Source organism: Microcoleus sp. MON1_C1 (assembly GCF_036701945.1).
Classification (GTDB): Bacteria; Cyanobacteriota; Cyanobacteriia; order Cyanobacteriales; family Microcoleaceae; genus Microcoleus.
Map to the genome: position 1 here is coordinate 20,363 of NZ_JAUBRO010000042.1, position 15,002 is coordinate 35,364.

General features: G+C 47.9%; 17 protein-coding genes. 4 read left to right on the plus strand and 13 right to left on the minus strand.

Annotation, left to right across the window (positions count from 1 at the left end; genetic code table 11):
* On the minus strand, positions 1–1,004 hold a 1,004-nt coding region (locus tag QUA62_RS21655), incomplete at its 3' end, for a DUF4347 domain-containing protein (RefSeq protein ID WP_333406598.1).
* Between the two features lie 162 nt (positions 1,005–1,166).
* A complete protein-coding gene (locus QUA62_RS29475) occupies positions 1,167–1,298 on the minus strand; it encodes a helix-turn-helix domain-containing protein (RefSeq protein WP_445301698.1) in 132 nt (43 codons plus the stop codon).
* A gap of 234 nt (positions 1,299–1,532) precedes the next feature.
* Between QUA62_RS29475 and QUA62_RS21660 the strand changes: the two genes are divergently transcribed.
* Positions 1,533–2,174 carry an LON peptidase substrate-binding domain-containing protein gene (locus tag QUA62_RS21660; protein ID WP_006632192.1) on the plus strand — a complete coding sequence of 214 codons (642 nt, stop codon included), beginning with the start codon at positions 1,533–1,535 and terminating at the stop codon, positions 2,172–2,174.
* 215 nt (positions 2,175–2,389) lie between these two features.
* Entirely contained in the window at positions 2,390–3,322 is a 933-nt protein-coding gene (locus tag QUA62_RS21665) for a PspA/IM30 family protein (protein WP_333406601.1), read from the plus strand.
* Positions 3,323–3,355: 33 nt separating this feature from the next.
* On the opposite strand, the gene QUA62_RS21670 is transcribed toward QUA62_RS21665, so the two are convergent.
* A complete protein-coding gene (locus QUA62_RS21670; RefSeq protein WP_333406603.1) occupies positions 3,356–4,000 on the minus strand; it encodes a pentapeptide repeat-containing protein in 645 nt (214 codons plus the stop codon).
* Between the two features lie 34 nt (positions 4,001–4,034).
* The gene (gene pheA, locus QUA62_RS21675; RefSeq protein WP_333406605.1) at positions 4,035–4,961 is read right to left on the minus strand and encodes a prephenate dehydratase; all 927 of its coding nucleotides are present in this window, start codon (positions 4,959–4,961) and stop codon (positions 4,035–4,037) included.
* Between the two features lie 222 nt (positions 4,962–5,183).
* Between pheA and QUA62_RS21680 the strand changes: the two genes are divergently transcribed.
* A complete protein-coding gene (locus QUA62_RS21680) occupies positions 5,184–5,762 on the plus strand; it encodes a DUF1997 domain-containing protein (RefSeq protein WP_333282704.1) in 579 nt (192 codons plus the stop codon).
* A gap of 137 nt (positions 5,763–5,899) precedes the next feature.
* Here QUA62_RS21680 and QUA62_RS21685 read toward each other — a convergent pair whose 3' ends face one another.
* The 6 genes from QUA62_RS21685 to pgl form a co-directional block, all read right to left on the minus strand.
* Positions 5,900–6,352 (minus strand): FHA domain-containing protein, encoded by a 453-nt coding sequence (locus tag QUA62_RS21685; RefSeq protein WP_333282707.1) that lies wholly within the window; start codon positions 6,350–6,352, stop codon positions 5,900–5,902.
* On the minus strand, positions 6,349–6,909 hold the full coding sequence (locus tag QUA62_RS21690) for a hypothetical protein (RefSeq protein WP_333406607.1): 561 nt from the start codon (positions 6,907–6,909) through the stop codon (positions 6,349–6,351). Before QUA62_RS21690 ends, QUA62_RS21685 begins: the two co-directional genes overlap by 4 nt.
* A gap of 169 nt (positions 6,910–7,078) precedes the next feature.
* Complete coding sequence (locus QUA62_RS21695; protein WP_333282713.1) at positions 7,079–7,816, minus strand: PRC-barrel domain-containing protein; 738 nt, start codon at positions 7,814–7,816, stop codon at positions 7,079–7,081.
* Between the two features lie 55 nt (positions 7,817–7,871).
* Positions 7,872–8,348, minus strand: a complete 477-nt coding sequence (locus tag QUA62_RS21700) for an FHA domain-containing protein (RefSeq protein WP_445243748.1) — start codon at positions 8,346–8,348, stop codon at positions 7,872–7,874.
* A gap of 97 nt (positions 8,349–8,445) precedes the next feature.
* Entirely contained in the window at positions 8,446–9,237 is a 792-nt protein-coding gene (locus tag QUA62_RS21705) for an FHA domain-containing protein (protein ID WP_333406609.1), read from the minus strand.
* A 206-nt stretch (positions 9,238–9,443) separates the two neighbouring features.
* Positions 9,444–10,163 (minus strand): 6-phosphogluconolactonase, encoded by a 720-nt coding sequence (gene pgl / locus QUA62_RS21710; RefSeq protein WP_190660887.1) that lies wholly within the window; start codon positions 10,161–10,163, stop codon positions 9,444–9,446.
* A gap of 476 nt (positions 10,164–10,639) precedes the next feature.
* Here pgl and QUA62_RS21715 point away from each other — a divergent pair, with 476 nt between their 5' ends.
* Positions 10,640–12,010: a hypothetical protein gene (locus QUA62_RS21715; protein WP_333406611.1), complete on the plus strand. Its 1,371-nt coding sequence runs from the start codon at positions 10,640–10,642 to the stop codon at positions 12,008–12,010.
* Positions 12,011–12,184: 174 nt separating this feature from the next.
* On the opposite strand, the gene QUA62_RS21720 is transcribed toward QUA62_RS21715, so the two are convergent.
* The 3 genes from QUA62_RS21720 to QUA62_RS21730 form a co-directional block, all read right to left on the minus strand.
* Positions 12,185–13,351, minus strand: coding sequence for an LptF/LptG family permease (locus tag QUA62_RS21720; protein ID WP_190660891.1), 1,167 nt, complete (start codon positions 13,349–13,351; stop codon positions 12,185–12,187).
* An 81-nt stretch (positions 13,352–13,432) separates the two neighbouring features.
* Positions 13,433–14,161: an LPS export ABC transporter ATP-binding protein gene (gene lptB, locus QUA62_RS21725; RefSeq protein ID WP_190738078.1), complete on the minus strand. Its 729-nt coding sequence runs from the start codon at positions 14,159–14,161 to the stop codon at positions 13,433–13,435.
* Positions 14,162–14,334: 173 nt separating this feature from the next.
* Positions 14,335–14,805, minus strand: a complete 471-nt coding sequence (locus QUA62_RS21730; RefSeq protein WP_190660893.1) for an LptA/OstA family protein — start codon at positions 14,803–14,805, stop codon at positions 14,335–14,337.
* Positions 14,806–15,002: the final 197 nt, after the last annotated feature.

Genomic DNA, 15,002 nt, shown 5'->3' on the forward strand with positions numbered 1-15,002 from the left:
GACTTGCTGCTGTCGACTGTCAAGCTAGGAGCGGTTATAGAGCCGGTTAATAGCGCGCTTCCTTGGGTGTCGGTCACGCCAACAGTTTTTAACAGGTCAGCTAAAGAAATATCTCTGGTATAGGCGACTTTTAACTCTTGACCCTTTTGATACTCGAACGTTACGTCTTGTCCGCTGATTGCTCCAGAGAACTTATAAGTGGGGTTGTCGGTGCTTAAAGCGCCTATGGTTAAGCTGGGATTGTTGATTGAGCCGGTTAATATCGGACTTTCTGTAGTGGTAGGAAGTCCCACAGATTTCAATATATCTGCTAGAGAGCCGGCACCGTTATAAGTTGCTGTAATTGAATCGGCTTTAATCTCAAAAGTTAATGGCTTTAAAGTATCGAGGATATCTTGGAGGGCTTTTTTTGCGGTGGCAGATATGCTAGTTTGGGCATCTGCTAAACTTTTTTCTACTTCTGACAAAGAAGAAGAGAGCAATAATACAGAAGCATAATTTGCCATCATTTCTGGAGTAAACGCAGAGGCAAAATTGCCTTCTCCTAGAGCGACTTCTAACTCCCAGTCACCGCCCAATGCAGCATTCCCAGTTAAGTTAGCTGAGGCGGCAATATTTGCGCCACTCAAAGTCCGTAATTTGGCGAGAAATTCTGTACCTGCATCTCCTGCAGCGACTTGACAACCATAAAGAAACAAGCTCGGTGATACACTTTCACGGGCTACAAACCACTGTTGTAGTTGTTCGTCATACTTGCTCAGAGTATCTAGGCTGAGTTGGGCATTTCCCAAATACACGCAACCGGGCGCACCGTGGGAAACAATATGCACTCCCGTAATATCGCGACGATTAGCAAGTTCTTCAGTAATTTGGCTAATGCCATCTTCTGTAGCGTCAAGAATGATTACTTCTGTTCCTGCTTCTACTCCTGCTGCCAATGTTTGATAATCGGCAATTTTAGCATCGATGAAAAGAATCGCCTTTTGGATGTTGGAATTAATCATGTTAGTCAGGGGCCCGTGTTTTTTGGGGTGATTTGTAAATTGAGAAAAATCAAACTTGCACTCGGTTGTGATTTTTTTTTATTAGAAATAATTAAGTGGTTCCGTCACAACTAACCTGAACCGTTCCAACAACTTCTGCCCCAGATCTCCTAACTGCTGGGTCTACGGCTCGATTTTCTGCATCGCCCGCGAGGAAGGCGTGGCCAGTCGGTTCTCCCAATGGTTCAGGTTAGAGAACACCACACCGAGACGTGCGGGAAATTGCTCTTGAGTCAGTCCCGTTTGTTGTCTCACGTCGCACCTAAAATATGCCGATAGAAAGTTGCTTTTTTAGGAGGAATCGTCTATAAGCGACACAAACTCTACTCTTTCATTGTGAAGACCGTAGTGCGGTGATCGTAATCACTCTGATCTGTGATAGTGATCGCTTGCGTCCTTGTCCTGCGCCCGATCGCTCCTGCCCCGGAATTGCCTTTAATCAGTTAAAGTAAGAAAAATAAGCGCAAGTACCGTCACTTTTGAGCGACAATGGCATCCTCTTCCTCTGTAGCAGTTCGCGAACTCCCCTTATTTCCGTTGCCGGAAGTGGTTCTATTTCCAGGTAGACCACTCCCGTTGCAAATCTTCGAGTTTCGCTATCGAATCATGATGAATACGATTCTGGAGGGCGATCGGCGTTTCGGTGTACTCATGTGGGACCCCAACCAAAACAAAGTCTCTGCCGTTGGCTGTTGCGCCGAAGTGATTCACTGCCAACGCCTGCCCGACGATCGCATGAAAATTATGACTCTCGGACAGCAGCGGTTCCGAGTTCTCGACGCCGTTCGGGAAAAACCCTATTTAGTCGGTCTAGTAGAATGGATTGAAGACGAACCGCCGCAAAAAGACCTCAGACCTTTGGGAAAAGATGTCGAACAACTGCTGAGAGATGTAGTTCGCCTCTCCAGTAAATTGATGGATCAGCCGATCGACCTGCCCGAAGACATTCCCAGTTTGCCTACAGAATTGTCCTACTGGGTAGCCAGCTACCTTTACGGGGCAGCGACAGAACAGCAAACTCTTTTAGAATTGCAAGATACTGCTGCGAGATTGGAACGCGAAACCGAAATTTTGACTTCTACTCGCAATCACTTGGCAGCGAGGACTGTACTTAAAGATACCCTCAAGTAGCCAATTTGCCTAGGAAAAAGCACGATCGGTTTGACCTGCATTGAAGAAATAATTACACACAAATCATACCATTTTCGATTGGCGATTTTCGATTGGGAATGAGTTATGAACTAAGAGTTCGGAGATTGGCTACAGTTCCATTCTTTTTGGGAACTGGTATCTGTTTAATTCTTAACTTCAAACAGGTTCGGATAGGTTCCTTATAGCAGTAACTTGTGTTAGACAATCACGACCAACCGAAACCATACGATGCAGTTAGAGGCGGTCAACTGCCACCTCCTGTGGGCGGTGTAGTGCTCGGCGGACTAGCAGGAGTTAAACATCGGCTGTCTAGTTCTGTCAGCGAACATCGAATCGCCGCCCTGAGAGAGACATTGAATTACGGCGATGCCGGCTTAAAAATAGTCATCAACATTTGTCAAAGCGAAACAGGGCCAGTGCAGCGGGCGGCCTGTGATTTGCTTCGACAAAGGCTGAATTCGATCGCCCGCGAAAAATTACAGGCCTTTGTAGCTTCAAGTTCAGATTCCGAAGCTAAGGTACATAGCAGTGAAAAAATATTAAAGCACTCATCCGGTGCAGTCTCAGAAAAAAATTACGATCGGCAAATGTCCGAAGCACAGTTAATATTTGAGACAGTTACGCAGCAGATGCAACCAAATTTGTTGCTCTTAGAAGCACTGGTAGCCTCTGTAGAACGCGAAGAATTTACCAGCGAACTGATGAATCTTTGGGAACTATTAATCTTAGAAATTCAGGAACCTCTCAAAGAACTGCGTCAGGCTGTTGGCACTGCGATTTCCGCCCAACTGCGGATTCAGTGGCTGTACAATCAAGCTGAATCTCAAGCCAACCAGTGGCAGCAACGAGCTTTGCTAGCTCTTCAGACACAGGATGAAAATTCAGTCCGCCTCGCCCTGGTTCGCAAGCAGGTTCAATTGGATCAGGCGGCAGAACTAAAAATTGACTTAGACTACCAAACTGTGCGAGTAGAAAATCTCAACCGCAACTTGCTGGCTTTGGAAAGTAAGATTGCTCAAGCTAATTCCAAGAAAGAGATCCTCAAGATGCAGCTTCATTTTGCTAAGGTACAGCAGCAAATAGACTTCACTTTCAGCCAAGTCAATAATATATTTTTTAGTCCTTAGTTGTCGGATTCTCTGCTGATATATTGCCTAATCTCAGACTTGTCTGATGCAAAACTGTATTGTGCCACTGAAAATTGTTGCCTCATCTCGCTTAGCTCCTTCCCAATTAGCACCGCACAAAAATGCCCCGCTCAAATTAGCACCCCTCAAGTCCGCTCCTCTCAAGTCTGCGCCCTCAAGGTTAGTTTCACACAAAAAAGCGTTTCTCAAGTTGGCTCTTCTGAGACTCGCTCCCCGCAGTTTAGCCTCGCTTAGATTGGCTTTTTCGAGGTTTGTATTGTCCAAGCAAGCATCTATGAGGTTGGCTTCCATCAGGTTTGCCGCGCACAAGCAGGCTCCGCTCAAATTAACACCTATCATTTTGGTGTCGCTCAAGTTGGCGTTTTCCAAGTTTGCTTCAATCAGGTCAGCTCCTGTTAATCTTGCGAAAGTTAGATCTGCTCGGCTCAGGTTAGCTCCATTTAGGTTGGTCATCACCAGACAGGCATTCTTGAGCTTGCCAGCTATTAAGTTGGCCCCCCTTAAGTTTGCTAGGGAAAAATTGATTTCTTTGAGCTCGGAGCAGGCGAGATTAATATCAATTAGGAAAGCTTCTCGCAAAAAAGCCTCTTTCAAGTTGGTTTCATGAAAATTTCTTTCTCCGGCTGCGTATCGCTTGAGAAGTTCATCAGCATTCATCCCACCAGCCTCCTAAGTTTTACTTAATAAAAAATTATACTACAGACAGTACATTGTAGCAACCAAAGATTTTTAAAGTTTCGGTGTGATTTTTTAATTCTTCCAGTGCCGATCGAACAAATGCTTGGCAGGCGTTAGCCTCAACGTCCATAAAGAAAATATATTCTCCCAGCGATCTTTTAGTCGGTCTGGATTCAATCCGACTTAAATTAATACCGCGACTGGCAAATACTTGCAAAGGTTTTACCAATGCTCCCGGCATATTGGCAGGTACGCTAAAAGCTAGTGAGGTATGGGTGCAATTAGACGCTGAAGCATCGAGGATCAACTTAGAAGCAGATTCTGTAATGGATTTAATGGATGAGCGCTCCCCTGGTTCTACGTTGGCGATTTCTCCAAAACTCCTGCTGAGTACCCAAAATCGAGTGTAATTATCGGGATAATCATTAATGGGTTGAGCTAACACTGGCAAATGGTAAAGTTCAGCAGCTCTTGGCGAAGATATCGCTGCTACATTTCTATCTTCCAGATATTGCAATGCTTCCGTGGTAGAATTGGCCGGAATTAATTGAGCTGAGGGAATAAACTGCCCCAACCATACCTGACACTGAGCTAGCGCTTGCGGGTGAGAGTAAACTTTTTGAATCTCGTTAAAATTTTTAGCATTAGACACCAGAGCGTGGGAAATTGGCAAAACTAAGGCGTGTTGAATGCGGAGTTGATCGAGTCGCCACAGTGTATCTAAGGTGACAGTCACACTGCCTTCGATCGAATTTTCAACGGGCACAACTGAATAGTCAACCTGCCCTACGGCCGATGCCTCTAGCGCTTGGGAAATGGTGGAATAAGGACACAGGCTGCATTCCAAGTTAGTTTTCAGGCTCAACCAATTGACATAAGCTAGAGCCGCTGTTTCTGCATTTGTACCAACAGGGCCGAGATGTGCGATCGAAATTTTCATTTAGAGGCAATTTTAGGTTACAAATGTTTGCTTTACTCTCATCAGCTAGGAAGTATGATGAAAAATTAGCGATGTCCCGAAAGCTTTTATCGGTGATTTCTCGGATGACATTGCTGGGGGCGCGACGTATGTCACCTGACTTAGGGCGCGACTTATGTCACCTTAAAAAAGGTGATAGTTTATTAAGATATGCTTAGGAATCCTATATTTTGATATTTTCTCATGTATACCCGCTTTAATTCTTCCCAATCCGTTGAGATCGCCGTACCAGAGGAACGGGTTCCCATTCAACATTATCTGCGCCAGCCGAGGCGACTGGTGAACGCCCTTGTCGATCAAAGTCGCACAGAACAGCTAAGCGATGACTGTTTCCGCCTAAAAATGCGACCGTTACAATTTATGATGCTGAGCCTTCAACCCACAGTAGACATGAGGGTGTGGGCGCAGTCGGACGGCACAATCAATTTGGAGTCCGTCGCCTGCGAAATTCGCGGCGTGGGTTATATCAACGATCGCTTTGCTCTCAATCTCAAAGGACAGCTTTGTGTACACCAAAGCAGCGGCGTAGCATACTTGAGGGGAAAAGCGGATTTGGAAGTGCAAGTAGAGTTACCGCCGCCGTTTTGGCTGACGCCCAAACCCATTTTAGAAGCAACGGGGAATGCTTTGCTCAAGAGCGTACTGCTGAGCGTCAAACAGCGGTTGATGCACCAGTTGCTCTCGGATTACCGCCGGTGGGCAAGCAGTGAAACTGAGGTAACATCGATCGAGATCCCCCCAATCCTATCTTTAGAAGGGTGAAATCCTACTAGAGAACCTGTTAATTAATGTATAGGGATATTTAGGCACAAATCAGGCCACTTACCACAATATTAGTTAGACGCTCGAATTTGGCCTCTGAGCTTTGTTTGAACTAGCCTGCAATAGATAGCTGCCGATCAGTCCAGATCGATTTGAGTGAGCCCTCCATGTTCATCGTCTTCGATTATTCCCACGACCCCAGGCCAAGCAGTTGACCTGTTTTTTGAAACTTCCTCCTTTTGACGGAGGTCCTGCTGCGGTGGCTTGATTATTTTGCCCGGTTGATTCGTGGCGGCCACCCCAATCCTGATTTTTGGCCCGGAGTTGCCCAAGCGAATTGTCATCCCGTCCACAACTGACACCTGAGCGATCGGTCTATCATCTACATAAGTGCCGTTAGCACCAAAATTAATAATTTCCCAGCCATTGGCGTGATTCCACAGCTCTACATGGTGGCGGGAAACTACAGCGCTGTAAATAATTACATCATTGTCGTTTGAGCGACCGATCCGAACCACCGGTTCAGCTTCAAAACACCAACTTTGAACCGCGACAGACTGGATAGGATGTAAAAGAGTTAAGGTAATCACTGATGTTTTGACACTCCACCGCCAGACAGAAACGGGGATACTTCCAGAGAGATTTTTTGGGAGAAAACTGCAAAAAATTTGATTTTTAAAGGCGTCGTCAGTGCGCCATGATTCCCTCGCTCTGCCGTAAAATTTGAACTTTTGGCTGCTTGAGGCATTTGAACCAACTTTTGATGGTTAGCTTTTGGCGCAGACGCAAATTTTTGCTGTCCTCGGTAACAACCAAACACGATGTTATTAATCGGGTGAACGTCCCAGTGATTGACAGCGGTCTTAACCGCTTGATTAATGTGGTCTGGGAGGGAACGATTGTTCGCATGGGTGAGCCGCTCAATTCGAGCGGCCAAATCACCCTTTTCCCGCTGACGAACCAGAGAATTTAACTCAGACCCGCGCTGGTTGCCGCGCTGATTCGATTTCTCGATCGGGCGACAGTCAACGATTGAGGAATCGGTGTTTGTAAAGAAAGAAGTTAACCAATTATTAATGCTGGGGGCTCTAGATAAAATACTTGTTGGTTGTATCAAACAGCATAGGTCTTTTTGAGTTGCTAACATTTTCCTTATTGATGCGATACCTTTAAAATACAATGCTTTGAGCAGCACTGGAATTTTGAGGGACAACACATCAATCTCTCATAGCGAAAATACCGCTCGACCTTCCTCGCGCGCGTCGGCCCAAAATGCGATGGGCAATTAGTCGCAGGGCGAGCGGGAAGGCCAAACTTCAGCTCAAATCTGACTCGGGCGGCTCCGGGTTCGGCTCTGGCGGGACAGATTCTTGTCTTTGCCGCTTCAACTGTGCAACTTTTTCTTGAGCTACATCCCTGACTTCTAGAGCTTTATCTTGGAATTTTTCCGCGAGACTTTGAGCGCCCCGCTTCACACCTGCCACATTTTTGAGAGTTCTGTCGAAATCTTCATGTAAAAACTCTGCTACCAGACCGACTTTTTTGTGCAGTCCCTCCGCGTACTGCACTGGCTCCGATACAGCAGCTTCAGAGACGATCGCCCGCTTGCTGCCGATGGTCGAAATAGCTGCCACAGGTAACAAGTAAATGTCGTCTAAAACACCGCGCCAGCCGCTCGATTTAAATAGGTAGTGGGTGACTGAACCCGTGCGGACATCGAATAGGTAGTCAACCACTGCACCTGCCTGATTCCCAGCGTCCGTGAGCACCTCAAGCCCGATCGGACAAACAGCTTGTTCCGGCTGATGCAATTCCGGCAGTTCTGGGTTAATGGTGACAAAAACATTTTCCCCCACCGTATCAACTTGCGCCCAAGCGAACCAAGTTTTTTTGCTGCCCAAAAGTCCCGACTTGCAAGTAAAGCCGATCGCCCGCTGGGAGTGAGCATCGAGCCAAACCCGATCTACCCTGCCGACCTCTTCCGCCGTTCTGCGGTCGATCGTGCGGCGGTTGAGCAGTTCGCTGCGCCTAACAATCTGTGGTGATGTACTCATAAATAAACTCCTGAGTGCCGCCTTTGAAAAATGTCGATCGTCCAAAGAAGCCGGTTTAATATTCTTCTTCCGAATAATGGCGAGTATGATCTGCCTCCGTTAACTCCTCCTCTTCCCTGGAAGTGCCAACTTCTTTTTGGTCGGGAACAGGAATCGTGCTAATTTGCACGGCGCCCGAGGGAGCGTGAATTTCCTTAGCCTCCCTTGGCTTGACGCTAATTTGTCCTAACTGGACTGAGGACTGATTCGGGCCTACGTTGATTTGAATTTTCGGACCTGAGCGAGCCAAGTGAACGATCAGACCGTCCACAATGGGAACCTTAGCGATCGGCTTACCATCGAGGTAAGTGCCGTTGGTACCTAAATTGATCAGTTCCCAAGTTATGCCGCTGCGCCGCAATTCGATGTGGCGACGAGAAACCACAGCGCTAAAAAGAACGACGTGGTTTTCGGTCGATCGCCCGATCCGGACGACCTGCTCGTCTTCAAAGATCCAACTGCGGACGGGTATAGACTGGAGTGGATGTAGCAAGGTCAGCTTAATCACATTGGCAGCATTGAGTTTTGGTAGAGCGCCTCAAGATGCGATTTTAGATTTTAGACTTTCGATCGCCCAATCCAAACTCGCTCTAAGAGATTTGAAATAAAAAGGTAACCAGGTCTCCTTTGCCCAGAGAGATGCGGTCTCCCGGTCGCAACCGGTGGCGGTTTCCCTTGGGTAGCGGAGTATTGTTGACGTAAGTGCCGTTGGAACTGCCTACATCTTCTAGGTAGCAAGCATCTCCCTCCACCCGGAGATTTGCGTGTACCCGAGAAACTATCTCAGAATTAGCAAATCCCGAAACATCAATATCCGGCGGTACTAAGTCATTTGGCTTGCCTATGTGAACCACAGACAGACTGTGAGGCAATTCCATCGGCGTATTTGTCTGAACGTGTAGCAGGCGGGCCGACTGCTGTTGCAGTTGAGTTTTAGCTACACCTGCTGGCTGTGGGCCCGGAACCGTAGGAGAGATATTTACTGGTGTTGCCACCGATTCAGTTGTAACAGGAACCGAGGGCGATGGCGGGGGATCGGGAATCGTCGGAATGCTGGCGGGAGTTTTTTCCAAGTTGAGCCCCTTATTCAGGGTAACTAGAGGTTCCATTGCCATCAGGGGATCGGGTGGGACTAAATCCGGCGCCGGTGACGATACCACTGTGGGGCCTACAGGCGAGGGGGACGGTACTGTCACCTCAACTTCTGGAACTATGGAACCCGGACGCAAGTTAAAGCCACACTGGCCGCAAAATGCTGCATCTGTCTGAACTGCTGCACCGCAGTTCGAGCAACTTGCGGTAACAGGTAAAGGCGTGTAGCAAGCCTCACACTGGCTGGCCCCGTCGGGGTTCTGGTGATTGCAATTGGGACAGACAATCATCGATTTCTCCTTGCTATCGGCCAGATTTTCAAATCAGCCTCATAAAAATACTCGTGTATATGGTCAAATTTTAACTTTAACCGCCACAATTCTTATATTGCTTCGCTAATACTAGCAACTGAGCTGATGCCGTGACGTTAGCTGTGATGGGCAAGATTGAGTTAGTGATAATGCTGACTGTGTTGGCACGCTTGCGGCTCTGTCGGCTATTTTACTGCTTCGCCAGCCGCCGCATCGAGCAGCCACCAAAGTTCGCCCTCTGGTTGAACGAGTCTGGCTGGATAGGTCATTTCGTCGGCTGCGGGGGCAAAAATTTGAGCTAGGGCGGGTTGTTTGCTGGCTCCTGCGACCATGAACATGACGCACCGGGCCCGGTTGATTAAGGGGACTGTAAAGGTAATGCGGGGTTGACCGTCTTTGTTGCCGACAGTTACTAGGGCATCCCGGACTTCCAAGGCTGCTGTGCCAGGAAATAGAGAGGCTGTGTGGGCGTCGTCTCCTATGCCCAATAAAATGATGTCGAAGGCAGGAAACTCGCCCTCGGATACTTTGAAGAACTGCTGTAATTCGGTTTGGTGCGCCGCAGCGTCGGCTGCGGGGTCGCCGGCGCCTGTGGGCATGGGGTGGATGTTGCTGGCGGGGATATTCACTCGATCGAGCCACGCGAGGCGCGCCATTTTTTGATTGCTGTCTGGGTGTTCTGGGGGAACGTAGCGTTCGTCGCCCCAGAAAACGTGAATTTTGTCCCAGGGCAGGTCTTGGGCTGCGATCGCTCTGTAGAGCGGTTCCGGTGTGCTTCCGCCCGCTGCGGCGATCGTACAAAGTCCGCGTTCTGCTATGGCTTCTGAGATTTTCGACAGCACAATCTCCAGCGATCGATCTATTAGTTGTTCCCGATTTGCTAATACTTCAACTACTTTTTTCATTAATTTCCTCTCAACTTTCCTTGGGTGTTATTCTCAGCAATTGCCAATTTTACCTTGACATTTTGGTTTGACATTTTGGTTTGAGGTCGAGCTGCTGACAGACCCGGCAGACCTGGCACCGCATCGCATAACATTTTATCATCTGATGCCCCTTGATTTGACGAAAGCAAGACATATTTCTACCAGTGCTTTATGGATTTTCACCCGTTGCATTGAGCTTTCGCAACTTTCAATCAAAAGTTTGAGCCTACTCGGAGCATCTCTGCAGAAAGTAAAAAGCGTTTTTTGGGAGTCCGAGCTGTCCCGCACAGCAAAGTCTATAAATATAGCGAGCCGGACGATCGCACACCGACAGTAAAAGCCAAACCGAGAGCCTCCCGATCGCACTTACCCCGGCATAGCAAAAATAATCAAGATTGATGTGGTAGACTAGGAAAAATAGTTTTAAATCCGCACGCTCGGATGGAAGCAAAACTATGTCAATTATTAAGCGATTTCCTACATCTGCCCGCTATCTAATAGCGCGGTTGCGCCACTGGATCCAACCGGCGGTTTGGGCTCCCCTAGCCGTCCTCTGTGCAGGGGGGTTATTTATCTGGGAGGTATCTGTAAATCCCGAAAGGTTGAGCATAGATGGCGAAGAAGTACCAGCCTCAAACTCTCCAGCTTCGCTATCGGGGCTATCTGCTGAAGATACCGCCATTGCGGCTGAAATCGACAGCTTACCAGTGCTAGTCAATCAGTTTAATGGCTCTACTGCTTCTGAAGTGAACTTGTTAAATTCATCAGTAGTAAAAAGCAAAGGTTTATTCGAGGAACTTCGATCTCGGGGCTTAGAAACTCCTCAGCCATCTTCAGCCCCCAAGCGGGTAGGAAGCAGCGGATTTTTGCCTGTGCCAAATTTAGCAAATCCTGCTGTCGATGATGCCGGAAAAAATAACCCTCAAAATTCCAGCTTGCCAAGTTCAAACGCAACATCAGCATTGAGTTTATCTGGCAGTGGGAGAGTGACTTCCGGGATAAAAACGATCGAGCCTGAGTCTGGGGGTACAGCGACAGCAACTTTATCGCAGGGGTCGAGTGATGCTAATTCAGATAAAAAAAACGACAATTCTCTGCCTTTGAGTCCGCTGCAAGCAGCTATGAAAAAATACGTCGTTGCTAACACTTCGGCAACGGTGGCGGAGGCTGAGAAAACTGGAAACTTGCCTAAATTGCTCGATCGACCGGCTTCCGATCCGGCAGCAGTAAATGCGACAAATTTGCTCCCAACGACCGCTAAAGCTCAAGCTGGAGCAAATCCTGTGAGTGTTCCCACAGCACTTCCCCCACCTGTGGCTCCAACAACTACTGTGAGCAAGGAATCTCAAGAATTCTTAAACCCCACAGCTACAGTCCCTGAACCCTTGGCTGGGTTAAATTCCCGAGTACCGAGCCTCCCCGAAATTAATGCAGCGGCTCCAACGGTGGCTTTGCCGAAAAATCCCTACCAAACTAATTTATCTGGCTCAGGCTTCGCACCTGAAGTTCAACCTGTGGCTCTTCCAGTAGCCACACCTTCACCAACACCTCTACTTCCCAATGTCGGTCCATCTCCTTTTCCAAGTGGGATTGGGGCAAGCAAGATAATTAGCCCTCAATTCTCTCCCAATGCAGCGAATTCTCAATTTCAAACAGCTCCACCGAGTCAGCTTAATTTGCCGGAGCCGCCTAACTTTGGAGTGGTTCCCCAAAATACAAATCAGGGCGTGCAGCCCATTCAACCTCAACCTTTTTCTACACCCCGCTCCCTGCGTCCGGGACGCTATATTGGCGGTGGCGAAATCAATACTTTTTCTAATCCTTAAATGAAGGAAGTTCGGCCACGAAAACGATATTATCAATTCCCAATACTTAGGCTACGCGGTTCCTGCCCTTGGACTTAGGTTCTCCTCAGCGTAGTCGAAGGGTTCGCGTAGCCGAAGGCAGTGAAAGGGCAGTACAAGTTCCCAATTACCCATTCCCAATGTTATTGGTAAAACTTACCTAGCCGCGGCCCGCACCAACAACAATCCCCCGATTCCCAAGCCAAACACGATCGGCAGCCAAGCCGACAGAATCGGAGTCAAAACAGCTTTCACGCCCATAGAACTGGTCATGAAAGAAAATACATAGTAAGTGAAAATCACAACCACGCTAATACCAAAACTCGTACCCTTGCCGGAGCGGCGTGGTTGAGTTCCCAAAGCGGCTCCCACTACACCAAATACCATGCACACGAAAGGAAAAGCATATTTTTCTTGAATTCGCACCTTTAATTTGCGAATTTGCGGTTCGTCGCCGCTGTTTTTAAGGATATCCAAACGCTCTAAAGCTTGGGCAATGTTCATTTCCTTGAAATCCCGCGCTCTAGCAGCTAAATCTAAGGGCGTGCGGGGGAGTTGCAACTGCTGGTGTTGAAACCTAACTATATTGCGGTAAGAGCCGTCAGGAGCAACTATATAAGCGGTTCCGTTGAAAAAATCCCAGGTATTTTCTGAGGGATTCCAAGTAGCTGATTCTGAAGAAACGATTTGATTGAGGCCTGGGGTGGAGCGATCGATAATTGTTAAACCTTTCATTCGCTGGCCGTCAAACTGTTCTGCATAAAAAAAGCGGGCCAGGGTTTCGTCGCCGCCTTTTTCTGGTTTGCGAAATTCTGTGTAGATAATATTTCTATCTTGAAAAATCGGTTTTTCTCGCTTCAGGGCTCTGTCTAAAGTCAGAGTAGCTCTGTAGCTGGCGGCGGGTACAACTAACTCTTGCAAAGCAAAGGTGAAGCCTGCAACAATTAAACTCATTATCACAGCAGGCAGTATCAATCGGTAAACGCTAACTCCGCAACTGCGGAGGGCGATGAGTTCGCTGTCGCTGGACATTCGGCTGTAGGCCATTAAGGTTGCTAGCAGCATTGACATGGGGAAAGCCAATACTACGAAATAGGGAATTTGCAGGAGAAAAATTTCTATGGCGGCGGTGTAGGGGAGGCCGGATTCTGTTACTCTGCGGACTAATTCAAATAAGGCTCCAACTGTGACGGCTACGGATGTAAAGAGTCCGACGCCAAAGAGAAATGGCCCGATTAGTTCTTTGGTAATGTACCAGTCCATTACTGAAATTCTCGGCAGCCAGTTGATGGGATTCAAAGAATTGGATATTGCTATTTTCATAGTGGCGCGTTGTCGCAGATTGTTCCTCAATCTAAAATCTAAAATCTCAAATTCGACGGTTTGCCGAAGGCATTCAAAAGACTATCGCACGAAGCTGTCGCCCAAGTAATACTGACGCACTAAAGGATTGCTGTAGAGTTCTTCTTCAGCCCCGGAGGCTAAAATTTGGCCGTCTCGCATGATGTAGGCTCGATCGGTAATTTCGAGGGTTTCTCGGACGTTGTGATCTGTGATGAGGATGCCGATTTTACGATCGCGCAGTTTAGCAATAATGGTTTGAATTTCGTCTACGGCGATCGGATCGACGCCTGCAAACGGTTCGTCTAAAAATAGGAACATCGGCCCGTCTCGTCCCGCGGCTAATGCTCTGGCCAGTTCAGTCCGCCGCCTTTCTCCCCCAGATATTTGAATTCCCAAACTCGATGCTATTTTTTCTAAGCGAAATTCTTGCAATAGGAAATCGACTCGATCGCGCCATTCCCACCGCGGCACTTGAGTTTGTTCTAGGACTAACAAAATGTTGTCGCGCACGCTCATGTTCCGGAAAATGCTTGCTTCTTGAGCGAGATAGCCAATTCCCAAATGCGCTCGCTGGTGCATCGCCAATTTAGTGATGTCTAAATCGTTTAGCCAAACGGTGCCTTGATTTGGTTTTTCTAATCCGGTTGCTATGTAAAATGTGGTGGTTTTGCCGGCACCGTTGGGGCCTAGCAGTCCTACGATTTCTCCTTGGGCTACCGAAAGGTTGACGCGACTCACTACATTGCGTTTTCCGTAGGATTTGTGAATATTTTCGAGTACAATTTTCATGTTCGCTCCCGGCAACCTCTACAAGCTAAATTTCAGACTGCGGCTTTGTGCGATCGAGTCTCTAATTTAAATTTTACCTTTTCAAGTTTGTTAGTTTTCTAAAGACGAAATTTCGCATCTATCCCAAGTAGTATGTTTTGGCTGAGGCGAAATTTCGCTGCTGCGAGCCGCTTTTACCGGGGGGCTGTAGTTGGACGTGGGGAGCCAACTGCTTTTTGGGCTGCTGCATCTTGTTCCGGGGCAACCAGATAGACAGATTCTACCTGTCCTGGGTTGTTTGGCAGGGCAATAAACCGCCCTTCGTCAATGAGGTATGTTATGGTTTCGCCGCGCAGGCTGTTGCCCTGCTGCAATACGTAAACATCTCCGCTGAGAATGATCCGGCGCTCGCGGCTGAAGTATTGTGCTTGAGCTGCGGTTGCTTGTATTTGGCGGGCTGGATAGTTGATTTGGACGTTGCCGCGGGCTGTCACGATGCCGGTTTTGGAGTCGGCTTCTTGAATGTCCGATCGCACGCTGAGAGTGCGGGGCGGCCCGGCTTGCGGGTAAGTGGGAGAGGCAATCGCGCCTGCCAGAGTGAGGGGCAACAGCAGCGATAATCCTTTGAATATTCTGGAATTGAGTAGTTTAGCGGAGGGCATCATAAGCTTGGAGCCTCAAAATTTGTGAAATTGCTGAAGGGCATTCTCTCCAGTTAGGTATTTTATCTTAACGGCCAGAAAGATTCCCGTGAGGTCGATCGATTGACCCGAGAGTCTCAACCAATTATCCTAGCAAGACAACAGCGAATTTAATTGATTATTTTGCTGAGTGGCTGCAACTGTCTTAACCGGGAACGGGC

What these genes read in the sequence shown, in the direction of transcription:
- QUA62_RS21670 (WP_333406603.1), bottom strand. Translation starts at nt 4,000, where the DNA reads ATGAATGCTGATGAACTTCTCAAGCGATACGCAGCCGGAGAAAGAAAT.
- QUA62_RS21720 (WP_190660891.1), bottom strand. Translation starts at nt 13,351, where the DNA reads ATGAAAATAGCAATATCCAATTCTTTGAATCCCATCAACTGGCTGCCG.
- lptB (WP_190738078.1), bottom strand. Translation starts at nt 14,161, where the DNA reads ATGAAAATTGTACTCGAAAATATTCACAAATCCTACGGAAAACGCAAT.
- QUA62_RS21660 (WP_006632192.1), top strand. Translation starts at nt 1,533, where the DNA reads ATGGCATCCTCTTCCTCTGTAGCAGTTCGCGAACTCCCCTTATTTCCG.
- QUA62_RS21715 (WP_333406611.1), top strand. Translation starts at nt 10,640, where the DNA reads ATGTCAATTATTAAGCGATTTCCTACATCTGCCCGCTATCTAATAGCG.
- QUA62_RS21730 (WP_190660893.1), bottom strand. Translation starts at nt 14,805, where the DNA reads ATGATGCCCTCCGCTAAACTACTCAATTCCAGAATATTCAAAGGATTA.
- QUA62_RS21680 (WP_333282704.1), top strand. Translation starts at nt 5,184, where the DNA reads ATGTATACCCGCTTTAATTCTTCCCAATCCGTTGAGATCGCCGTACCA.
- pgl (WP_190660887.1), bottom strand. Translation starts at nt 10,163, where the DNA reads ATGAAAAAAGTAGTTGAAGTATTAGCAAATCGGGAACAACTAATAGAT.
- QUA62_RS21705 (WP_333406609.1), bottom strand. Translation starts at nt 9,237, where the DNA reads ATGATTGTCTGTCCCAATTGCAATCACCAGAACCCCGACGGGGCCAGC.
- QUA62_RS21690 (WP_333406607.1), bottom strand. Translation starts at nt 6,909, where the DNA reads ATGTTAGCAACTCAAAAAGACCTATGCTGTTTGATACAACCAACAAGT.
- QUA62_RS21695 (WP_333282713.1), bottom strand. Translation starts at nt 7,816, where the DNA reads ATGAGTACATCACCACAGATTGTTAGGCGCAGCGAACTGCTCAACCGC.
- pheA (WP_333406605.1), bottom strand. Translation starts at nt 4,961, where the DNA reads ATGAAAATTTCGATCGCACATCTCGGCCCTGTTGGTACAAATGCAGAA.